The organism is Allobosea spartocytisi (genome assembly GCF_014764685.1).
Taxonomy (GTDB): domain Bacteria; phylum Pseudomonadota; class Alphaproteobacteria; order Rhizobiales; family Beijerinckiaceae; genus Allobosea; species Allobosea spartocytisi.
The window spans coordinates 96224-116364 of the sequence record NZ_JACXWY010000010.1; the positions used below are offsets into that span (position 1 = coordinate 96224).

The following is a 20141-nucleotide window of genomic DNA, read 5'->3' on the forward strand; positions in this document are numbered from 1 at the left end:
TCATTTCTCCTTGAACGACATTACCGTGAACTCGGTGATGATGTCGGCCTGGAACTTGACGTAGAGCATCAGGCCCCGCGCCCGCACATGATAGACGTCCTGCCAGATGCGGTGATCGGCGAAGGTCGTCATGGACTTGTAGAACATCGGTCGTTCGATCCCGCTGATCGTCTCGACCACGCCGGCTCGGTCGAAGCCCAGCGCCGTCGCATCGCGCAAGGCCGACGATGTCATCGCGAGCTGGTCGACCGATCCGAAGGCAGCCTTGATCGCTTCGAGATCATAGGTCGGACGGCGCTTCTCCATGCCTCTGTATGCCACCATTAAGGTGGCAAATCAAGAAGCGAGAGGAGGAGGAGGAGGAAAGAAGAGTTACCTCGCGGATCGGCAGGCCCGGCAGCGCTGACGCTCAAGTGCCGCGGTCGCGATCCCAGCCCGTCATCCTCGCAGGGCTTTGAGCCCCGCTCGGTCATCCGGCCAGGGATGCTCCGCCGCAGTTGTGCCGATCCCGCCGCTCCGCAGGCCGGGGGGTGTCTTCGGGAAGAAGACGGAAAAGGACCGGCGAAGGGCCGCGTCCGCAACCTCTGACGGAGCACCGTGATGCATCTCACCAAAGTCGATCCGCGCGCGCTGAAGGACAATCCCGACCGCACGCGCCAGACCAAGGCCACGTCCCAGGCCGACGCACTGCTGCTTGCGACCATCAAGGCGGTCGGCATCATCCAGCCGCCGGTCATTTTTCCGGAAACGGGTGGCGGTAATGGCTATATCATCGATGCCGGCCATCGCCGGGTTCAGCAAGCCATCATCGCCGGTATCGAGGAGATCGAGGTCCTCGTGGCCGAGCCCTCGAACGATAATGGCGTGATGCGGTCCCTGGTGGACAACATCGCCAGGGAACCGCTCAACGCCGTCGACCAATGGCGCGGGATCGAACGCCTCGTTGCCCTCGGCTGGACCGAGGAGGCGATCGCCGTCGCACTCGCGCTGCCGGTCCGGCAGGTCCGCAAGTTGCGCCTGCTCGCGAATATCCTGCCTGCCATGCTCGACTGCATCGCGAAGGGCAACATGCCGAACGAGCAACAGTTGCGTGTCATCGCGGCGGCGTCGCTCGATGAGCAGTCGGCGATCTGGAAGGCCAACAAGCCGAAGAAGGGCGATCCGGAGGTGTCCTGGTACAGGATCGCAAATGGGCTCACTAAGAAGCGCATGTATGCGCGCGACGCCAGCTTCGGCGACGATCTCGCTCAGGCCTATGGCATCGAATGGGTCGAGGACCTGTTCGCGCCGGCGGACCAGGACAGCCGCTACACGAACAATGTCGAGGCGTTTCTGGGGGCTCAGCAGGAATGGATGACGCTGCATCTGCCGAGGCGCGGCGTCATCGCGGAGACCAACAGCTGGGGCGAGGCCACGCTGCCGCCGAAGGCCGAGCGCGTTCACGGCAAGCCCGGCAAGACCGATCGGGCCGCCATGTATCTCGATCGCGAGGGCAAGGTCCAGACGGTGCATTTCCGGATGCCCGAGCCGCAGAAGCCGAGCCGGAAGGTCGACGATGCCGGCGAAGACGACGTCGTCATGGCGAGGCCTCGGCCCGACGTCACACGGCGCGGAATCGCGATGATCGGCGATTTTCGGACGGATGCGCTCCACGATGCGCTGGAGCGCGGCACGATCGAGGACGACACGCTGATGGCGTTGCTGGTGCTGGCGCTGGCTGGGCGCAACATCACGGTCGCATCGGGCGCCGGTGACGATGTCTACGGCTTCGCCCGCATGGAACGCCATGCCGTCAGGCTCGTCGCCGACGACGGCACGCTCGCGCAGGACATGGTCACGCTTCGCTCGGCGGCGCGCGCCGCCCTGATCGATGCGTTGTCCGCCCGCGTGAACCGTAGCGACAGCGGTATCGTCGCGCGCATCGCCGGCGTCGCCATCGGCGCGGATGGCTTCCTGCCCAATATGGGCACGGAGGACTTCCTCGACTGCCTGTCGCGAGCGGCGCTGGAACGCTCCTGCAAGGAGACCCCTGTCCTGCCGCGTGCGCGCGTCAGGGAAACGCGTGCGGCGCTCGTCGAGCATTTCGCGACGGAGCGCTTCGTCCATCCGGCCGCGTTGTTCGCGCCGGATGCTGCCGAGATCGCGAAATGGCTCTCGTCCAACACCGTCGCCGCCAATGACGACGAGGACGTCGACGCCGCCGCTGCAACGGTCGCCGAGGACCCGGCCGATCAGGAGCCCGGCGAATTCCTCGACGCCGCCGAGTAGCAGCGCCTCGCCACCCTCTTCCGAACGACGTCCCGCCGCCGGCCATGCCGGCGGCGGGTTCGTTTTCACACCACGCTCACGAGGTCTTCCATGTCAGCGCACACTATCTTCGATAACGCCCCCCTCGGCTCGATCGTCGCCTGGTCGGACGGAACCCCACGGCCCCCGGACCACCATCGCAAGAAGCTCTCCGCCTGGCAGGGCAACAACAGCCAGGGACGCCTGATCCAGAAGCAGGGCACGCGAAGCGTCGGCAACGTCACGCTCTCGGCGAGCTTCACCTTGCACAAGGAGGATCTCGGGGCCGGCGGCGTCATCGCCATCCGGGTCCATCGCTCCTTCTCGCTGGAATCGCAGCTGCAATTCACGATCCTCGAGCGTCCGGCGATCGGGTCAGTGCGTGTGTTCAGCCATGCCGGCACAGGGGCCGAACTCGTGCACCTCGCCGCGCGTCGCGCCGCGGCCGAGGAATGGCTCTCGCGCCACGGATATTCCCGCGCTGTTCTTGAAGAGGTTACGGCCGATGAGGAGGGCACTGATGTCGTCGAGGGGAGGGCAGCATGAGCGCGCCTCCCTCGGAGAACGCGGCAGCCGGCACTGAGGCTTTCCCTCCGGTCGAATTCGGCCGATCCAGCGAGGGCTTCCCGGTTGCACGCGTCGGCGACAACGCCTTTGCGATGCTGCCAGGGCCCAACCAAAGGCATTATCTCGCATCGGGCTGGCGGATCAGCCGGCCGCTTGTCGAATGGCGTCGGTCGGACTTCTTCGGCCATGACGGGGCGCTCTCCGATGAGGCGGCGTTTCGCGCCAGGGTCGCGGAGAACGCCGAGCACCAGCGCGAGCGCAAGGCGCTCGGGCGCCGCGAGGCTCATTCCCGCGCCCCCACGCCCTGGGGCACATCGCAGGGCGCGACCGAATATGCCGTGGGCGTCATATGTCATTCCACGGCAGGACATGGCGGCTTCCATCTCTCGGCCGAACGCAACCGCAAGGTCCACCCGATGCTGCGGGTGCCCAGCGGCTATTATGAGGAGGATGAAGCCTGGGCGATCGTCGCGATCACCTTTCCAGAACTCTTCACAGGCTTCGAGCGTCGCTGCGCCGAAAAGACCCTGCAAGACAGCTGGCCTGACGCCTGGGAGGCGATCTTCGCGACCGTTCTGCAACCGGGCGAGTCCGTAGAGAAGGACCGGCGCGCTTTCGAGCGCGAGCATGCCACGGACTGGATCGTGGTATCGGCGATCACCTCGAGCCGGCAGAAGGGTATGATCGAATGCGTCGCGACGCTGGGCCGCAAGCGCGCGCCTGGTACGGAGAAACGACGCTTTCTGGTCCCCGCCGGCGAATATGAGGTCGGCCGCTTCGGCTTCGTGATCGATCCGGACCGCCACCAGGTCTATGGCGGGCCATCGGACTTCGTTGGCTGGCAGGGGAGGGCCTCATGAACCCTTCCCCGGATCGCCGCGTGCAGCTCTGCCGGATGGAAGCGGCTCGCCGACAGACGCAGCGCCAACTCGACATCATCCAGCGCCAGATCACGCGTCGCATGACGGCGCTGATCCCGACACTCCAGCCGCGCCGAACCAGCTACCGGCGCGGCAAGCCGCCTGATCCGCGCGCCTTCCTCGAGCGCTACCGCTCGAATCTCGCCGCGCTGACCGCGGAGCGGCAGCCCGAGATCGATGCGCTCTCGCGCAAGCTCGTGCGGCAGGACCGGGCGATCGCCGCGCTGCGAGACCGCCGCGGAATTTCGCCATCTCCATGACGTATCGGCGCGCTTGCGACGGCGAAGCCGGATCATGCTGTCATAGCGTGCATGATGCATCCGGCGCGGTGCTGCCCTTACCAGCCCAGATCGGTTTCGGCGAAGTCGTCGCCCTTATAGGCTACCTTGATCCGGTAGGCCTTTGCACAGGCGTAGGAGAAGCAATCGCCCATGTTCAGCCTCGCGGGATGATTGACGATCTTGCCGAACCGCTGGGCCGCATCGAGGGCCTTCGTGCCGACGTCGCCGGAGATCATGGCCTCCTTTGCCTCGATATCGGCGATGAACTGATCGACAAGCTGCCGGGCCTGCGCCAACATGTCAGGCGTCGCGGGCTTGTCGCGGCCTTTGGCCTCGGCCATGCGCCGCGTCAGGGACAGCGCCGCTTCCATCCGCACGACAGCCGACACGTAGAACGGTCCGTCATGCTCCCCGAGCCTGTCCATAAGATCACCGGCGTCGCTCTCCTGCGCGAGGATGGCGACGATCACCGACGCGTCGACGAACAGCATCAGTCTTCGCCCCACATCTCATCGGTTTCGCGCTTGTGATCGCCGGGCGCGAACGGACCTGCCGCCCGCGCCATGGCGAGGGACTTGGCAAGCCGATCCCGCATAGGCAGACTGCCTTTTCGATGGGCGATTTCGTGCTTGAGGGCGGCTTTCACCGCCTCCACCTTGGAGGTTCTGGTAAGGCCGACCAGTTCCGCGGTCAGCTTATCGACCTCCGGATCCTTGATATAAAGGGGCATGGATCATATCCTTTTGGGGATATAAGGATATGCTCGTTTTCATATCCCGGCAAGTTTCCGTGTTGGGGATCGTTCACGACAGGGGCGAGGTCACGCGCTCCCCGGCACCCAGGCAGCGCTCATAAGAGCCTCGCGGCTATCGCGCAGCACGCTGCTCCTGCTTCGCTACGGCCGAGGCAATCCCACTTTGAAGACCTTGACCACGCTCGCCCATGGTCTCGACGTCTCGGTCTGGAGCCTGCTTGGGGTCCACGACGAGCATGTGCGGGAGGACATTGAATCCTTCGGGCTTCCGCCTGACGGCATCGTTGAGCTCCTGGCGAGCGAGATTGGCGCGGACGCGCCGAGTGCTCAACCAGGCCGACAGCTCTGAATCGCGCGGGGGAGATGGCTGGGAGCTGCGAGCTACATGCTGGACCGCACGGCGCCGGCGAAGGCAGGTGGATCGCTTCGTTTCCCTCTCCGTCCTGATCGACCGGCGCGAAGTCCCGGCACGCCCGTCATTTCGGCCACGGCCTCGGTCGATCGGCAACGCCCGAGAATCCGGTTGCGCGCCTGGCACTAACCCAGGCCGCCGGCCATAGTCACGCCGCGCCAGCATTTGCGGAGCGGGAGGCTCATTCGAGGGGAGCGGAGGCCACGGCGCCTTCCTCCGGCAGTGTTCCCGGCTGAACCGCGCTCGCTGGCATCGCCTCGGGTTTGTTGCGGTCTGAACCGTCGGCCGTGCGTTTCAAGGCCGCGTGCCGCGCCGCGTGGCGGCCGGCCTCCGCCGATCTCGCAAGCCGGGGGGCGCCTCCTTCGCGAGGGCTGAAAGCCCTGCTCCTCCGCGTCCCCGGCCCGCTCGCCTGGCAAAGGCCGGACCTGTGAAGCGCCCGGCTTGCGCCGGTTCCTGTCGACCGCACCCGAGGGGATGCCGGCAAGCGCCGGCCAGACTCCCCGGGAGCAATCGAAGAAAGGATGACGACATGGCCACGACCGCTCAATCTCACCGTCAACCCGCCCGCGTCGTGCAGCTGCGCAAGGGCACCACCCTCGAAATGGTCCGCCTCGCCTGCCCGGATACGACACAGGCCATGCGCATCTCTGAGAGCTTCGGGCTTACCGTTCTCGACAGCGACGGTATCCGTGACCTGCACGAGCGCATGCTCGTCGAGACCGCCGACAGTCTCCACGAGGGGCTCGGCGAGCGGGCGATGCAGATCCACCTCCAGCGCATCGTTGGGGCCTATGTCGGCTCGGCCCATGGCGCTGGCCAGTTCTACTCCCGCGCCGTCACCGAGGCGCGAGATGCTACGGCCAAATCGGCCTGTGACGCCCGCGACGAGGACCTCAATGGCCCGGTCGGCTTCGATGGCCAGGCCCAGCGCCGCCGCGAATTCGCAGCCGACATGGGGCTTCAGGCTCATGCGTTGCTCATGGCGGCCGAGGGCGCCGTCCGAGCCTACGAGCAGGTCGTCGGCGAGAACTGGAAGCCCTTCGAGCGGCCGATGGACAACATCGGCGCCACCGTCGACCGCAAGGCGGCCGATCTCCAGATGGCTGCTTTCGGATAAGCCGCACGGGGCGGAGCTCCGGCTCCGCCCTTTCTCGCGTCGTCCGTCTCGATCGTCTCGACGGGCTTGCGCTTCGCTTTGGTCCGATGGCTCTGCCGCAGCTCGGTTAGGGGGCTTACGCGCCGACCAGGGCAACGAACGAAAAGCGAGGGGGAAAGCGCTCGCCGCGTCCCGTCCCGGCTGCGGTCCTGCCGGGGCGAGGAGCCGCGCAACGGCTGCGCCGTCCTCCACATGCGTTCCGGCCGTTCGCCACCCCATTGGCTTTGCCATGGGCTCGGCTCGGGTGCGCGCCGTCCTGACGCCCCGGCCTTGCGGACCGCCGTGACGGGGTCGCGAGCGGCGCGACCTCCAAATCGGAGATCAGGACCATGAAAAGGAAGAATGCAGGCGAACGGGCGGACATCTACACCCGGATCACCGAGAAGATCGTCACGGACCTGGAAAAGGGCGTGCGGCCCTGGATGCAGCCCTGGCGGGCTGGAAATGCCATCGGCCGGGTGACGCGCCCATTGCGGCACAATGGCCTGCCATACGCTGGCATGAACGTCCTGTTGCTCTGGTCCGAGGCGATGGCGCGCGGCTTCACCTCGCCAACCTGGATGACCTTCAAGCAGGCGATCGAGCTCGGCGGGGCCGTCCGCAAGGACGAGACCGGGACCACCGTCGTCTTCGCGAGCCGCTTCACCAAGACGGAGCTCGGCTCCGGCGGCGAGGAGTTCGATCGCGAGATCCCGTTCCTGAAGGCGTACACAGTCTTCAATGTCGCACAGATCGATCGTCTGCCCGATCGATACTATGCCCGGTCAGAGCCGGTCCTGGATCCGGTCGCGCACATCGAACATGCTGATGGCTTCTTCGCCAACACAGGCGCGGTGATCCGGCACGGCGGCGACAGGGCCTTCTTCTCGCCTGCTGGCGATTTCATCCAGATGCCGCCATTCGCGACGTTCCGCGACGTGGAGTCTTATGTCGCGACACTCAGCCACGAAGCGACGCACTGGACAGGGACGCCCCAGCGCCTGAACCGCGATCTGACGCGCTACGCCAAGGACAAGAGCGAACGTGCCCGCGAGGAGCTGATCGCGTTATCCTGACACTGTGATCCTGTCTCAGAATCAGGCATGGGGAGGCATCATCGGCGGTTCCGATGAGGCTCTTCAGACGTCCGAGTCAAGCGTTCCCGCAGCGTAAGCGAGGACAACGCTTGACGCGGCGGCGACTCCACAAGCTTGTTCATGGGGTGCAGGCAAAGTCCTGCACCCCTGCCACGTGGCGAACGGGAGAGCGCGAGGGGAACCCCTCGCATTCCAAACAAAAGAGTTGCGCCGAAGGCGCTCCGTTCAGGTATCGTGCGTGCAGTTATATTTTACCGACCTTGGCGCTGTTTCGCGCCCGCTTTCCATAGATGGTTTCGCAGTGAACACTGCGCCCGGCGCGCTTGACACGGCCGAGCGCGCCGGGCTGATCGATGACATGCCCTTCATCCTGATGGATGACGGCAGCTACGATCTTGATCTCAACCGGTTCTTCCGCGCCTGTCCCGCTATGGGGGCGCGATCGCCGAACACGTGGCGCTCCTACGCACGCGATATTCTTGTTTGGGCACGCTTCCTCCACGAACGCCGCGGCGGCAAGACGGTCTGGCAGGCCGACCGCCATGACGTGTTGGCGTTTCATCGGGCACGGCGCCTGTCGGACGCCGCATACCGCATTTCGGCGTCGAGCTGGAACCGTTGCGTTGCCGCGCTTGACAAGCTTTATCGCTGGGCCGTTGAAGAGGAGATCATCACGACCTCGCCCTTCGGCTACGGCGTCGCGCTACGGCGGGCGTCGGGTAGGCGCGCCATGGTGGCCGTCACGACGAACCGGGCACGTGAGCGCGCAGCGCGTCGGCACGATACCCGATACATTGACCTCGGCCGCTACCTGCTTTTTCGCGACGTCGGGCTGAGAGGACGTCTGCCGGACGGTTCCGAGGATCCTGCGTGGCGTGGCCGCAATGGGGAGCGGAACGCCCTCTTCGCCGAGCTTCTCGTCACGACCGGTTTGCGGCTGACCGAGGCCGGCAGCCTGCTCCTGACGGAGCTTCCGCGCCTGACCGAGGCTGGATCGCGCTCAGCGCCGTTCGATCTTGCCGGTCCGATCGCCAAGGGCGGACGGCCACGGCGCATCCCTATTCCCCGCAGGGTGCTGAGGATGATCGCCGACTACATCGACTTCGAGCGCACGATTTCCGCCTCCCGGTCCGAACCGGCGCTGTCCGATCCGCTCTGGCTAATGCCGGTGGACAGGAAGGTAAGAGATGACGCAGGCAAGCGTGTTCGGGTCGACCGCCTGACGCCACGCGAGCGCCGGCGCGTGCTGATCGGTGCACCCGCTACGGCGCAGCATGCCGTGCTCTGGCTGACCGAATGCGGCCAGCCTGTCCCGCCGGCCACCTGGGAAGCTGCCTTCCGCCGGGCCTGCGTCCGCTGTCGTCGCTTCGGCATCGAGATCGACGTGACGCCGCATACCTTGCGGCATACCTTCGCCGGCAACATGCTCTCCATGCTGATCCGCGAGCAGATCGGCTCGGTGTTCGATCCGCAGGACCGGCACGGCGCGGCCTACCGGCGGATTCTCTGCGATCCGCTGCAGAAGCTGCAGCACCTGCTGGGGCACGCCAGCGTGACCAGCACCTACATCTATCTCGACAGCCTTGCCGAGGCGCAGGAGCTGGTCGAGGCGGCCGCGGATCGCTGGGCAGAAGATACGGCTGGAGATGCCGCATGATTGCCGCGATGACTGCCTTAAAGCGGTGGCCGGGCCGCCGTGCACTGTTTCCCGAAGCCTTGCCCGACCCCGAGGGTGAAGCCGTCGCTGCGATCGCGTCGCTGCGCTTCTCCGTCACGCTTGCGGACCGTAGCAAGACAATCGACCTGACGATGCTCAGCGGCCGCAGGGCGTTGGCCCGGAGTTTTGCCGGTGCTCTCTGGCGCGCCTGCCAGGTCGGCGGTCCGGCCGGCTCGATCTCGACCGCTTCCGCCTATGCCAATGCGCTTAAGACGTTCTGGCGGTATCTCGACGCCGTTAGTCCCCACGTCGTCAGATTGTCCGACGTGAGCGCCGCCTGCATCGACGGCTTCGACGCCTGGATGGAGGAGAGCGGCCTGCATCCCAATCACCGGCTGCGCCGGATGAGCAAGGTGCTCAACTTGCTGCGGCTCGCCGAAGCCGCCGAGCCCGGCCGCCTGCCGCCCGATGCCTCGCGGCGCTTGATGTACACGAGCGACCGGCCGGGCGTGCGCGCCCGGCCGCGTGATGCCTATGGCGACGATATCGCGAAGGCGTTGCGGACCGCGGCACGCACCGATCTGGCCGCCATCATCCGTCGCTTCGCTGACGCAGATCGAATGCCGACGGTCGAGGACGCCTTTCGAAGCAGCGCGCTCGCGGCGGCACACGAAGCGGCCATGGCGGCGATCGATGCGGAAGGCGTCATTGGGCACAGGCATCCTCTCTTCAAGCGGCTCTACACACTCCGCCGTGAGAGCGGCTTGCCGAACGATCGCCTGATCCACGATCTGCATGGCCGCCGGCACCTGCTCGCCGCCGACCTCGTGTCGCTCATAGTCCTTGTCTCGCTCGACACGGGGCTCGAGATCGAAGCGATCAAGGACCTGCGGGCAGATTGCCTGAAGAATCCGGCGGGTGGCTATGTCGAGATTGAGTATTGTAAGCGGCGGGCGCGCGGCGCTGAGTGGAAGCGGCTGCGCGTGCGCGACGGCGGTTCCTCGACTCCGGGCGGTCTGATCCGCAAGGTGCTGCAGTGGACCGGCCCGGCGCGAGACCGGCTCGGCGCCGATACGCTCTGGGTCCACTACGCCTGGGGCCGCTTGATCCCGCGCGTGCTTGGCATGAAGGAGCCTGTGGCTTCATGGACCCGCCGGCATGACATCCGCGATGAACAGGACCAGCCCCTTCGTCTCAACCTGACTCGCCTGCGCAAGACTCACAAGGCGGCATGGTACCGGCGCACGGGCGGCCAGCTCGAGCGCTTTGCCGTTGGGCACAGCACCGCGGTTGCGGCCAATCACTACGCCGACATTCCCGCGCTTCGCCATATTCACGAAGCCACGATCGCCGACGCCATGAGCGATGCGCTTGACGCAGCCCTGCGTCCCTGCGTGCTGTCGCCGGACGAGGAAGCGGCCGTCCGGGTCGATCCCGACCACGCGACCGGTCTTCCCATTTCCGGCGCCGCCGCTGTCACCGCGTTGCTCCGCGGCGAACAGGATGTCTGGCTCGCCAGTTGCGGCGGGTTCTACGCGAGCCCGTTCGGCCCAGAGGGCGAAGCCTGTCCGTCGCCCTTTTGGGGCTGTCTCGAATGCAGCAACGCGGTGATCACGGCCCGCAAGCTGCCCGCGCTGCTGTCGTTCCTCAGCTTTATCAGGACGCAGAGACAAGCGCTCACCGAAGCCGACTGGACGACCAAGTTCGGCCGCGTTCATGGCCGGATCGCCGATCAGATCCTGCCCCGGTTCAGCGAAGCCGAGATTGATGAGGCGCGACAGGCTGCGGCTGCGGACCCGAGGCTGATCTACCTTCCGCCTGAAGCGGGAGCGCCATGATGCCAGCACCGATCACACTTCCAGCCAGACCTTCTTTGCCCTCGGTCATTTACAGTGACGACGAGCCCGTGCTCGCCGGCGTCGCAATCAGGGACGATGCCGACCGCGCGCAGCTCCACCGTTTCGGTGACGATCACTGGGATTTGAGCGCCGCCATCTTCCGGGTGAACGCGCGCTACAGCAATTACCGGCTCAACTTCGCCCGCATCGCCGATCCGGTCACGCGCCGTCTGGCGAAAGAGTATGTAATCGCCCGTCTGCGCATCCACTTGCCGGGATATCGTGCGCCCTGCGGCGCGACCTCGGCGATCCGGCTTCTGCGCTACATCCAGCACTTTGCCGCGTTCCTTCGGACGCAGCTCGGCGCCGTCGACCTCGGCCGAGTGGATCCGGCTTTGCTCGACGCCTATCTGGTGCATGCCCGCGACGGCGGCCGGAGAACGCCCCACGAGACGGTGAAGTATGTCGAGGTGCCGATTGACCTGCACCACCTGGCGCCGTGGCTGACCGGCGGCGGTATCGGCTTTCTGCCGTGGCGCGGGCGCGCCGCGCACCGTGTCGCCGGCCGGCCGCCGGCGCCTGCCGAGAACGCCACGCCGCGCATTCCCGAGCCGGTCATCGGCGCCATGCTTCGCTGGGCGCTCAAGTATGTTGAGATCTATGCACCCGACATTCTCGCGGCGCGGGCGGAGCTGGATGCTCTCGAGGCCCGCTGCGCCCGGCTGATGGCGCGGGATCAGCAGACCGGACGGGCCGTCGCCAGGACCTATCGGGCCCGCGTGGCGAAGTGGCTCGACGCGCGCCGGGCTGCCGGCCGGGGTATCCCGATCTGGGAGCGCGCGCCCAACGCCGCCCGCCGGATCGATCCGCTGACCGGCCAGGAGCTGCCACCCTACAATCTGCACTTGATGCGGCTGCACGCCGGTGCGCCGGAGAGCGGCCGCGTCAGCCAGTCCGAGGCGACCGCGCGACTGATCGAGGAGATGGCTGCCGAGCTCGGAACCGAGGTTGGCGGTCTCGATACGCCGATCTCCATTGATCCGGACACCGGCCTGTCATGGCGCGAGCGCTTCGACGGCCTCAGTCTCGCCCGCGAGGAGCGGATGCTGCAGGGCGCCTGCTATATCGTCTGCGCCTATCTCACCGGCATGCGCGACAGCGAGGTGCAGGCGATGCAGCCGGGCTGCGTGTCGCCGGTGCGTAGCGGCGACGGCCTGGTCGAACGCTATCGGGTGCGCAGCACCGTCTACAAGCGCCATGGCCCGCGCGGCGTGACGGCCGACTGGATCACCATTGAGCCGGTCGCCCGCGCCGTGGAAGTCATGGAGGTGCTCTCGGCGCGCAATCGCAAGGAGAAGGGACTCTCGTCCCTGTGGGTGACGCTGAAGGATTGGCCCTGGAGCGCCGATCACCTCGGCATGGGCGCAACGGCAACGCTCAATCTGTTCCGCGACGGCCTGGACGCGCGTTCGGAAGGCGGACCAGCGATCCCGCGCCCCGGCGACGAGCCGTGGAAGTTCACGACGCGGCAGCTGCGCCGCACAATTTCCTGGTACATCGCCAACCGGCCGTTCGGCACCATCGCCGGCAAGATCCAGTACAAGCACGCCTCGGTCGCCATGTTCGAAGGTTATGCCGGATCGGCGCGGGCCGACTTCCGCCTCGCCGTCGAGCGCGAGCGCGCGCTCGGCCAGCTCGACGACATTGTCGCCCATTACGAGGCCTATCTGCGCGACGAAGGTCCGGCCGGACCGGGTGCGGCGCGATTGCGACGGGAGTTCGCCCGCGTCCACGACGAGATCGGTGATCTTCCCGGCCGGATCATGGACCGCAAGCGGTTGCGCACCACGCTCGCCCATCTCGGACGGACGTTGCATGTCGGCTTCCTCAATGACTGCCTCTTCGATGCGGCGACCGCCCTCTGCCTCACGGACGTGGCGGATCCCGAGCGAACGGCGCCGGCGCTTTCCCGATGCAGTCCCGATCGCTGCCCGAACGCCTGTCTGACCGCCCGGCATCGCGAGCCGTGGCAGGCCTCGATCGCCGAGGGCGAAGGGCTGCTTGCCGACCGGCGCCTGTCGCCGTTGCAACGCGAAGCCATCGCGCGCGACAACGAACGCAAACGCCGGCTCATCGCACCCCTGATAGAGGGCGCCGCATGAGCGCGCTCGGCCCGAAGAGCGAGGCGGCGCTGCGGGCGGCGATGGCACGGCTGCTCGACGGCCGCCCCGAGCGCACCGACGGCGCGCTGACCGTCGCCAACCTGGCGCGCGAGGCCGGAGTCAGCCGGGCGACGGCGAACCGTGCGGTCGATGTTCTCGCCGAGTTCCGTGCCGCCGAAGCACGCCACCGGCGAGCCACTCCGAGAGCCCTCAAGGAGCGCATCCGCGCGCTCGAGGCCGAGCTGCGCGCCGTGCGCGGCGCCGAGATCGCCGAGCTGCGCGGCCTCGCCCGCACGCTCGCCCAGCACATCCAGGTGCTGACGCTGCAGATCGCCGAGCGGGATGCGGTGATAGCCGGTCTGCAGGACGAGCTTGACCGATCGCGCGAGGCCAAGGTCGTCGCGCTGCGACGCCCGCCGCGAGACGGCGCCGGCTGAGAGCCGCGCAACTGCCTATCGTCGACCGGTCTTGCGGTCGTCGGTCATGGGTGCCTCTTCAAGCTCGCCCGTCGAGGCAGGGGCTCGGGTGTGGCAGACGCTGCCAGCCCATCAACCCTGTTCCGCACCAGCACCGAGAACAGGGTGTGACGGGCCGGCCCCCCCGCGTCTGCCCCTGCCGCCTCGCCCTCGACGGAGAGGGCGAGCTGAAGGAGGCACCCATGACCACAGATCGCAGCAACTCGACCCGGACTGATATCTACGAGCGTGTCACCAGCCAGATCATCGCCGCCATCGAAGCCGGCGCCGGCGACTACCGGATGCCGTGGCATCACGACGGATCGGCCATCACCACGCCGGTCAACGTCGCCTCGTGCAAGGCCTATCGTGGCGTCAACATCCTCTCGCTCTGGGCCGCGGCGCACGCGGCCGGCTATCCCGCCGGCATTTGGGGCACCTACCGCCAATGGCAGGCGCTCGGCGCCCAGGTTCGCAAGGGCGAACGCGGCCATCTGGTCGTGTTCTGGAAGACCACCGATCGCGGCGATGCGGACGCCCAACACGGCGACGAGGATCGCGACGAGCCCGCCCGGCGGATGTTCGCCCGCGGCTACACCGTCTTCAACTGCGCGCAGGTCGACGGCTACACACCGCCCGAGACGCCGGAGCTGCCCGAGGTCGAGCGGATCGAGCGGGCCGAACGGTTCTGCGCGGCCCTCGGCATCGACATCCGCCACGGCGGACCGCAGGCCTACTACCGCCCGTCTACCGACCAGGTGCAGATGCCGGAGTTCGCCTGCTTCCGCGACGCGGTCGCCTACTACGCCGTGTTGCTGCATGAATGCGGCCACGCTTCCGGCGCCAGGCATCGCCTCGACCGCGATCTTTCCGGACGCTTCGGCTCGGCCGCCTACGCGATGGAGGAATGCACGGTCGAGCTCTTGAGCGCGATGATCTGCGCCGATCTCAACCTGAGCGTCGAGCCGCGACCCGACCACGCCCGTTACATCGCCTCCTGGCTCAAGGTGCTGCGTTCCGACTCGCGCGCCATCTTCACCGCCGCGAGCAAGGCGCAGGAGATCACCGACTGGATGCACGCGCAGCAGGTCGGCGATCGCCAGCACGAGGTCCGGGGCGCCGCATAGGCGCCCCTGCTCGATCAGTTGACGGTTCGCTCCTGGAACAGTGTCTCGATCAGCGGACACTCCGGGAGCGTGCCGTCGCCGCACTGGGCAACGACGTCCTCGAGCACCCGCTCCATGCGCCTTAGGTCGGCGATCTTCGCCCGGACGTCGGCAAGGTGGACGGCAGCGACATCGCGTGCTTCGGCACAGGGCCGGTCGCGCTCGTCAACGAGACGCAGGAGCTCACGGATTTCGTCAAGCGAGAACCCGAGCTCGCGCGCCCGCAAAACGAAGCGAAGCCGCCGCTCGTGAGTGCTGTTGTAGCTGCGATAGCCGCTCGCCGTGCGCGGCGGCTCGGGCAGAAGGCCGACCTTCTCATAATAGCGCACCGTCTCCAGATTGCAGCCCGTCCGCCGGGCGAGCTCGGCCCGCTGTATGCCCTTCATCCCGGCGTGATCGCCCATCGCAAAAAGCCCTCTTGACTCTGTAGTTGCTACAGACTGCACACTAGCGCCTGGATAGGAATTCGGCAAGGAAAGCGAGTCCTGACATGAATGCATCGCGATATGGACCAGCAGACATTGCACCGACTGCAGCGAAGCTGACGACGCCCGAGCAGAATGAGGTCCGGCGGCAGCGCCTGGTCGCAGTCGGCGGTATTCTCGGCGCCATCGGCGCCTCGTCCTGCTGCATCATTCCACTCATCCTGTTCAGCCTTGGTATCAGCGGTGCCTGGATTGGCAATCTGACGGCACTTGCCCCCTACAAGCCCTTCTTCGTCGCTGGGACGACAGGCGTTCTCGGCTACGGCTTTTACCTCGTCTACTGGAAGCCACGGCGAGCCTGCGCCGACGGCGAAGCCTGCACACGCCCCGCCCCCAGCCGCCTCGTCCAGATCGGACTCTGGATGGCAACGGTTCTCGTCGTTGCTGCCTTCGCCTTCGACTACGTTGCTCCGCTGCTGCTTTCCGCCTGATACCGAAAGGAGAGCCTCCCCCTATGAAGAGTTTGAGCGTTTGCACCCTGATCGGCTCGCTGATGCTGGCCCCTGCCGCCTGGGCCGGCGAGCGCACCATCACCTTCGCCGTCGACAACATGACCTGCGCCACGTGTCCCTACATTGTGAAGACCACGATGGCGGCGGTCCCCGGCGTCGCGAATGTGACCGTCTCCTTCGAGGCGAAGACCGCGACTGTCACCTTCGACGATGCGAAGACGAACCCCGATGCCATCGCGGCCGCCAGCATGAATGCCGGTTATCCGGCCCACCCGAGGCAGGGCAGTTGACATGAACGACCTTGCCCTGGTCCGCACCGGCGTGGCGGGCGGCATAATAGCTGCGATCTGCTGCGTGACACCCATTCTTGCCGTCCTGCTGCCGCTCGTCGGTCTGGGCGCGTGGCTCGTCAGCGCGGATCTGATGGCGTTTTCACTGCTGGCCGTCAGCCTGGGACTCATAGCGTGGGGCCTCTACCGCCGCCGGGCGAATGCGGCCTGCGGCGAGAGCAAGAACCACAAGGAAGCCTGAAGCCATGAACGATTGCTGTGCATCCTCCTCCCGGGACAAACCTGCCGTTTCTCAGCCCGCGACACTGCCGAGCTTCGCCGTGCGGCCCGATGTTACGTTTCCGGACTGGTCGGCCGTCACATTGCCGGCGGTCCGAGACGCCTTGCAGGCGATGGTCGGCTCCGACCACGTGCTCAATCGCTGGAGCGGCTACGATCCCACCACGGACCGCGTGCGCGTTGCGTTGCTCCAGCTCTACGCCGAAGACGGGCAGGCCCCGGCTATAGGCGCGCTTGCGGAACGTGCAAGTTTGAGCGAGACGGCCATCTGGCCGTTGCTCGCAGAACTTCGCCGGCGCGACCTCGTCGTTCTCGACGGCGAGCAGATCGTCGGTGCCTATCCCTTCACCGACCGCGACACCGGCCATCGGGTCACGCTGGACGGACATGTTCTCAACGCCATGTGCGCGGTCGACGCGCTCGGCATCGGCGCCATGACCGGTCGTGACGTCGCGATCGCCTCGCAATGCCGCCATTGCGGCGCGCCGATCCGGATCACGACGCGTGAGCGAGGACGGGCGCTGGCCGCCGTCGCGCCGTCGACGGCCGTCATGTGGCAAAGTGTCCGCTATGAAGGCGGCTGCGCCGCGAGCTCGCTCTGCGCGACGACCGCCTTCTTCTGCTCGGACGAGCATCTCTCCCTCTGGCGCGACGAACGTTCTGCCGACAAGCCGGGTTTCCGGCTGTCGATCGAGGAAGGACTGCAGGCTGGCCGCGCTCTGTTCGGGCCGAGCCTTGCTGGACTCGATACGGCGTCGAAGAGCACGGCGGTCGCAAGCCGCCCCTTCCCGGCCAACGGCCGCAATGGTGGCACCTACGACCTCGTCGTGATTGGCGCCGGCTCGGCCGGCTTCTCTGCCGCGATCACCGCCGCTGATCAGGGCGCCCAAGTCGCGCTGATCGGCAGTGGTACCATCGGCGGCACCTGCGTCAATGTCGGCTGCGTACCATCGAAGACCCTCATCCGCGCCGCTGAGACGCTGCACAACGCTCGCGTGGCAGCCCGTTTTGCCGGCATCACAGCCGAGGCCGAACTGGCCGACTGGCGCGGAACCGTTCGTCAGAAGGACGCGCTGGTTTCGGAGCTGCGCCGGGCCAAGTATGTCGACCTGCTCCCCGCCTACAACGGCATCGCGTATCGCGATGGGCCGGCGCGCCTCGTCGACGACGGTGTCGAGGTGAATGGTACACGCATTCCGGCCGGCAAAATCATCATCGCTACCGGCGCGCGGCCGGCAATCCCCGCCATCCCTGGGATCGAGACCGTGCCGTATCTGACCAGCACGTCGGCGCTCGAGCTTGAGAAGCTGCCGTCCTCACTGCTCGTCATCGGCGGCGGCTATATCGGCGCGGAACTCGCCCAGATGTTCGCCCGTGCCGGCGTCAAGGTGACGCTCGTCTGTCGCTCGCGACTGTTGCCTGAGGCCGAGCCGGAGATCGGCGCGGCGCTGACGGGGTATTTCGAGGACGAAGGGATCACTGTCGTCTCCGGCATCGCCTACCGTACGATCCGCAAGACTGAGGGCGGCGTTTCACTGACCGTTACGCGCGACGGCGAGGATATTGCTGTCGGCGCCGATCAGGTGCTGATTTCCACCGGCCGCACGCCCAACATCGAAGGCCTCGGGTTTGCCGAGCACGGGATTGCCATCTCGCCGAAGGGCGGCATCGTCGTCGATGACCGCATGCGCACGACGCGCGCTGGCATCTATGCCGCCGGCGACGTCACCGGCCGCGACCAGTTCGTCTACATGGCTGCCTACGGTGCCAAGCTCGCGGCCAAGAACGCCCTTAACGGCGACAGCCTGCGCTATGACAACAGCGCCATGCCGGCGATCGTGTTCACCGATCCGCAGGTGGCGAGCGTCGGGCTGATCGAGGCCGCAGCGCGCGCCGCCGGGCATGCGGTCCGCGTCTCGACGATCGGTCTCGACCAGGTGCCCCGTGCGCTTGCCGCCCGCGACACACGTGGGCTCATCAAGCTCGTCGCCGACGCCGGCAGCGGCCGGCTGCTTGGCGCGCACATCCTCGCGCCGGAAGGCGCCGACAGCATCCAGACCGCAACACTGGCAATCCGGCAGGGGCTCAGCGTCGACGATCTGGCGGACACGATCTTTCCGTACCTCACCACCGTCGAGGGCCTGAAGCTCGCGGCGCTAGCCTTCGACAGGGACGTCGCCAAGCTGTCCTGCTGCGCCGGTTGAATAGTGGCAAGGGCCTCTGAGCACCCCTCGAATCTGTCTCACGCGTCGAGATCGATCGGAAGCGTGTGGATTTTCAGACAAATGCCGCCGAAAAATCCGCCTGAGACAGGTTGACTGTTCAGATAAGTCGCCGAACTCGGAAGCTGCTTTCTTTGCGCCGACCTCGGCATCGCGCCCGAACTCGAACCCCGGCCGGATCACGCCTCCTATCTCGATTCCTGGTTGCGCGTGCTCGCCGATGACAAGCGTGCCATTTTCCAGGCCGCGGCGCATGCGCAGCGGGCTGTCGCCTATCTGCACGGCCTTCAGCCGACGGTCTCCGAAGAACGGGAGGCCGCATAATGGCAGCCACCCCTTCCTCCCGTCTGCTGATCCGCGGCTTCGCCGCGACAGCGCGTGGCGCGCCGATCGACATGCCGGCAATCGCGCGTAACGGCGGCCCGCTCTCGCTGGATGACCATGTTGGGGAGGCAGGCTGATGCGGGCCGCCGCAATCGCAAAGCGGAAGGGCTTCGAGCCCGCCCCCGCGCCCCTACGCAGCCGTTACAAATCTCGGCCGATCGCAAGCACACCGGCTATTGCCGAACTCCTCAGACAGCACGCTCCGGTCGCCATCGGCGTATCCGGCGGCAAGGACAGCCAGGCGGCGGCGATCGCCACGTTCGAATACCTTGACCGTGTCGGCCACATCGGCCCGCGGCTTGCGCTTCATCCGGCTTACCGGCAGTTCGGGATGACGCGCGTCTCGTGCCGGTTCTGCATCATGTCGAGCCTCGCCGACCTCAAGGCCGCAAGCTGCCAGACCAAGGCCCACGAGCTCTATCGGACGATGGTCGACCTCGAATGCCGGAGCTCATTCGCATTCCAGGGCGCGCGCTGGCTCGGCGACATCGCCCCGCATCTCCTTGATCATGACGCTCGTGATGCTTTGGTGCTCGCGAAGAAGACAGCGGCGCGGCGCATTGCCGCGGAGCGCCGCATCAGCCGGCCGATGCGCTTTGTGAAGGGATGGCCGACACGAATGCTCTCCGACACGGAAGCCGATCTGTTGGCGGAGGTCCGGGCCGAAATCAGCGGCCTGCTCCAATTGAACGCGCGGTTTCTCGACCGGGACGGGATCCATGGCCGCTATGCCGAATTGCTGGCGGTCAAGGCCAGCAAAAGCAGGAGCGCATGAGCGGGCTGTCTTCTCACGGCCAGTGGTGAACATCACCTGCCCTGGGGTAGCGGGATCGGCTGGACGATTCCGGGTAGTTGACTGAGCCTCAGAGAGGATAGGGCCACCGCCCGTTCCGGGCGGCCGCGCTCTATGCCTGCGGCACGGAGCCAGCCTGCGGCCGTCTCCGCCGATTCCGGTGACGATCGCTTGTCCAGATCCAAGACGCCGTTCAGACCCGAGATCTGGCTGGGATGTGATGGCCGCTCGCGAAGAGATCGTCGCCTCTTGTTCGGGCCTCCTCGAGCGTCGGAATGCATCTGCCGGAAAACATCCCTGAGCATTGCGCGGCGACCAGGCTAAAGCTGGGCCGGCCGAACCTTCGACGTCCGCGACCGAAGCAGGATGCACCGCGGAAAGCCTGCCGCGCCGTAAGGGCTTGTGGTGGAGTGGGGCGGCACCGCTCGGCTGACGGTAATGCCGGCGCGCAGGCCCGTTCACAGGCGGGGAGTGGAAGGTGTGTTGGCGCCTGGCCTTAGTTTTCA

21 protein-coding genes and 2 pseudogenes are annotated in these 20141 nt (G+C 66.6%); 19 read left to right on the top strand and 4 right to left on the bottom strand.

The features are described 5' to 3' along the window. Positions 1-306 (bottom strand): type II toxin-antitoxin system MqsR family toxin, encoded by a 306-nt coding sequence (locus IED13_RS16920; RefSeq protein ID WP_089172851.1) that lies wholly within the window; start codon positions 304-306, stop codon positions 1-3. A gap of 294 nt (positions 307-600) precedes the next feature. On the opposite strand from IED13_RS16920, the gene IED13_RS16925 reads away from it, so the two are divergent. The 4 genes from IED13_RS16925 to IED13_RS16940 all read left to right on the top strand — a co-directional run bounded on the left by IED13_RS16925 (position 601) and on the right by IED13_RS16940 (position 4033). Continuing rightward, positions 601-2268, top strand: coding sequence for a ParB N-terminal domain-containing protein (locus IED13_RS16925; RefSeq protein ID WP_089172852.1), 1668 nt, complete (start codon positions 601-603; stop codon positions 2266-2268). A 90-nt stretch (positions 2269-2358) separates the two neighbouring features. Then, entirely contained in the window at positions 2359-2832 is a 474-nt protein-coding gene (locus IED13_RS16930; protein WP_191124833.1) for a hypothetical protein, read from the top strand. Next, positions 2829-3713: a DUF7007 domain-containing protein gene (locus IED13_RS16935; RefSeq protein WP_089172853.1), complete on the top strand. Its 885-nt coding sequence runs from the start codon at positions 2829-2831 to the stop codon at positions 3711-3713. The genes IED13_RS16930 and IED13_RS16935 overlap by 4 nt, the downstream gene beginning before the upstream one ends. Beyond that, positions 3710-4033, top strand: coding sequence for a hypothetical protein (locus IED13_RS16940; RefSeq protein WP_089172854.1), 324 nt, complete (start codon positions 3710-3712; stop codon positions 4031-4033). Before IED13_RS16935 ends, IED13_RS16940 begins: the two co-directional genes overlap by 4 nt. 77 nt (positions 4034-4110) lie before the next feature. On the opposite strand, the gene IED13_RS16945 is transcribed toward IED13_RS16940, so the two are convergent. Together IED13_RS16945 and IED13_RS16950 are read right to left on the bottom strand one after the other, a co-directional pair. Beyond that, positions 4111-4545: a type II toxin-antitoxin system VapC family toxin gene (locus tag IED13_RS16945; RefSeq protein WP_089172855.1), complete on the bottom strand. Its 435-nt coding sequence runs from the start codon at positions 4543-4545 to the stop codon at positions 4111-4113. After that, on the bottom strand, positions 4545-4784 hold the full coding sequence (locus tag IED13_RS16950; protein ID WP_089172856.1) for a type II toxin-antitoxin system VapB family antitoxin: 240 nt from the start codon (positions 4782-4784) through the stop codon (positions 4545-4547). The genes IED13_RS16945 and IED13_RS16950 overlap by 1 nt, the downstream gene beginning before the upstream one ends. Before the next feature lie 187 nt (positions 4785-4971). Here IED13_RS16950 and IED13_RS16955 point away from each other — a divergent pair, with 187 nt between their 5' ends. The 8 genes and pseudogenes from IED13_RS16955 (at position 4972) to IED13_RS16990 (ending at position 14691) form a co-directional block, all read left to right on the top strand. Then, entirely contained in the window at positions 4972-5157 is a 186-nt protein-coding gene (locus IED13_RS16955) for a hypothetical protein (RefSeq protein ID WP_089172857.1), read from the top strand. Between the two features lie 592 nt (positions 5158-5749). Next, on the top strand, positions 5750-6337 hold the full coding sequence (locus IED13_RS16960; protein WP_191124834.1) for a hypothetical protein: 588 nt from the start codon (positions 5750-5752) through the stop codon (positions 6335-6337). Between the two features lie 368 nt (positions 6338-6705). Then, positions 6706-7422, top strand: a pseudogene (locus IED13_RS16965) (ArdC family protein); the annotation flags it as partial. 331 nt (positions 7423-7753) lie between these two features. Further along, on the top strand, positions 7754-9109 hold the full coding sequence (locus tag IED13_RS16970) for a tyrosine-type recombinase/integrase (RefSeq protein ID WP_254985791.1): 1356 nt from the start codon (positions 7754-7756) through the stop codon (positions 9107-9109). Then, positions 9106-10947, top strand: coding sequence for a hypothetical protein (locus IED13_RS16975; RefSeq protein WP_172241057.1), 1842 nt, complete (start codon positions 9106-9108; stop codon positions 10945-10947). The genes IED13_RS16970 and IED13_RS16975 overlap by 4 nt, the downstream gene beginning before the upstream one ends. Then, complete coding sequence (locus IED13_RS16980) at positions 10947-13109, top strand: hypothetical protein (protein ID WP_246705995.1); 2163 nt, start codon at positions 10947-10949, stop codon at positions 13107-13109. Before IED13_RS16975 ends, IED13_RS16980 begins: the two co-directional genes overlap by 1 nt. After that, the gene (locus IED13_RS16985) at positions 13106-13546 is read left to right on the top strand and encodes a hypothetical protein (protein WP_089172863.1); all 441 of its coding nucleotides are present in this window, start codon (positions 13106-13108) and stop codon (positions 13544-13546) included. Before IED13_RS16980 ends, IED13_RS16985 begins: the two co-directional genes overlap by 4 nt. Positions 13547-13767: 221 nt before the next feature. Continuing rightward, positions 13768-14691: an ArdC family protein gene (locus IED13_RS16990; RefSeq protein WP_089172864.1), complete on the top strand. Its 924-nt coding sequence runs from the start codon at positions 13768-13770 to the stop codon at positions 14689-14691. A 14-nt stretch (positions 14692-14705) separates the two neighbouring features. Here the strand turns inward: IED13_RS16990 and IED13_RS16995 are convergent, their stop codons facing one another. After that, positions 14706-15134 (bottom strand): MerR family transcriptional regulator, encoded by a 429-nt coding sequence (locus IED13_RS16995; RefSeq protein WP_089172865.1) that lies wholly within the window; start codon positions 15132-15134, stop codon positions 14706-14708. A gap of 86 nt (positions 15135-15220) precedes the next feature. Between IED13_RS16995 and IED13_RS17000 the strand changes: the two genes are divergently transcribed. The 7 genes and pseudogenes from IED13_RS17000 (at position 15221) to IED13_RS17030 (ending at position 19617) form a co-directional block, all read left to right on the top strand. After that, complete coding sequence (locus IED13_RS17000; protein ID WP_089172952.1) at positions 15221-15646, top strand: mercuric transporter MerT family protein; 426 nt, start codon at positions 15221-15223, stop codon at positions 15644-15646. A 23-nt stretch (positions 15647-15669) separates the two neighbouring features. Further along, positions 15670-15957 (top strand): heavy-metal-associated domain-containing protein, encoded by a 288-nt coding sequence (locus IED13_RS17005; RefSeq protein ID WP_089172866.1) that lies wholly within the window; start codon positions 15670-15672, stop codon positions 15955-15957. A 1-nt stretch (position 15958) separates the two neighbouring features. Next, a complete protein-coding gene (gene merF / locus IED13_RS17010; protein WP_089172867.1) occupies positions 15959-16198 on the top strand; it encodes a mercury resistance system transport protein MerF in 240 nt (79 codons plus the stop codon). Between the two features lie 4 nt (positions 16199-16202). After that, positions 16203-18440, top strand: coding sequence for a bifunctional organomercurial lyase/mercury(II) reductase MerBA (gene merBA, locus IED13_RS17015; protein WP_089172868.1), 2238 nt, complete (start codon positions 16203-16205; stop codon positions 18438-18440). 126 nt (positions 18441-18566) lie between these two features. Further along, positions 18567-18782: pseudogene (locus tag IED13_RS17020) on the top strand (zincin-like metallopeptidase domain-containing protein); the annotation flags it as partial. Continuing rightward, positions 18782-18919 (top strand): hypothetical protein, encoded by a 138-nt coding sequence (locus tag IED13_RS17025; RefSeq protein ID WP_157732862.1) that lies wholly within the window; start codon positions 18782-18784, stop codon positions 18917-18919. The pseudogene IED13_RS17020 and the gene IED13_RS17025, both read left to right, overlap by 1 nt. Then, the gene (locus IED13_RS17030) at positions 18919-19617 is read left to right on the top strand and encodes a hypothetical protein (RefSeq protein WP_191124835.1); all 699 of its coding nucleotides are present in this window, start codon (positions 18919-18921) and stop codon (positions 19615-19617) included. The genes IED13_RS17025 and IED13_RS17030 overlap by 1 nt, the downstream gene beginning before the upstream one ends. Positions 19618-20141 lie beyond the last annotated feature (524 nt).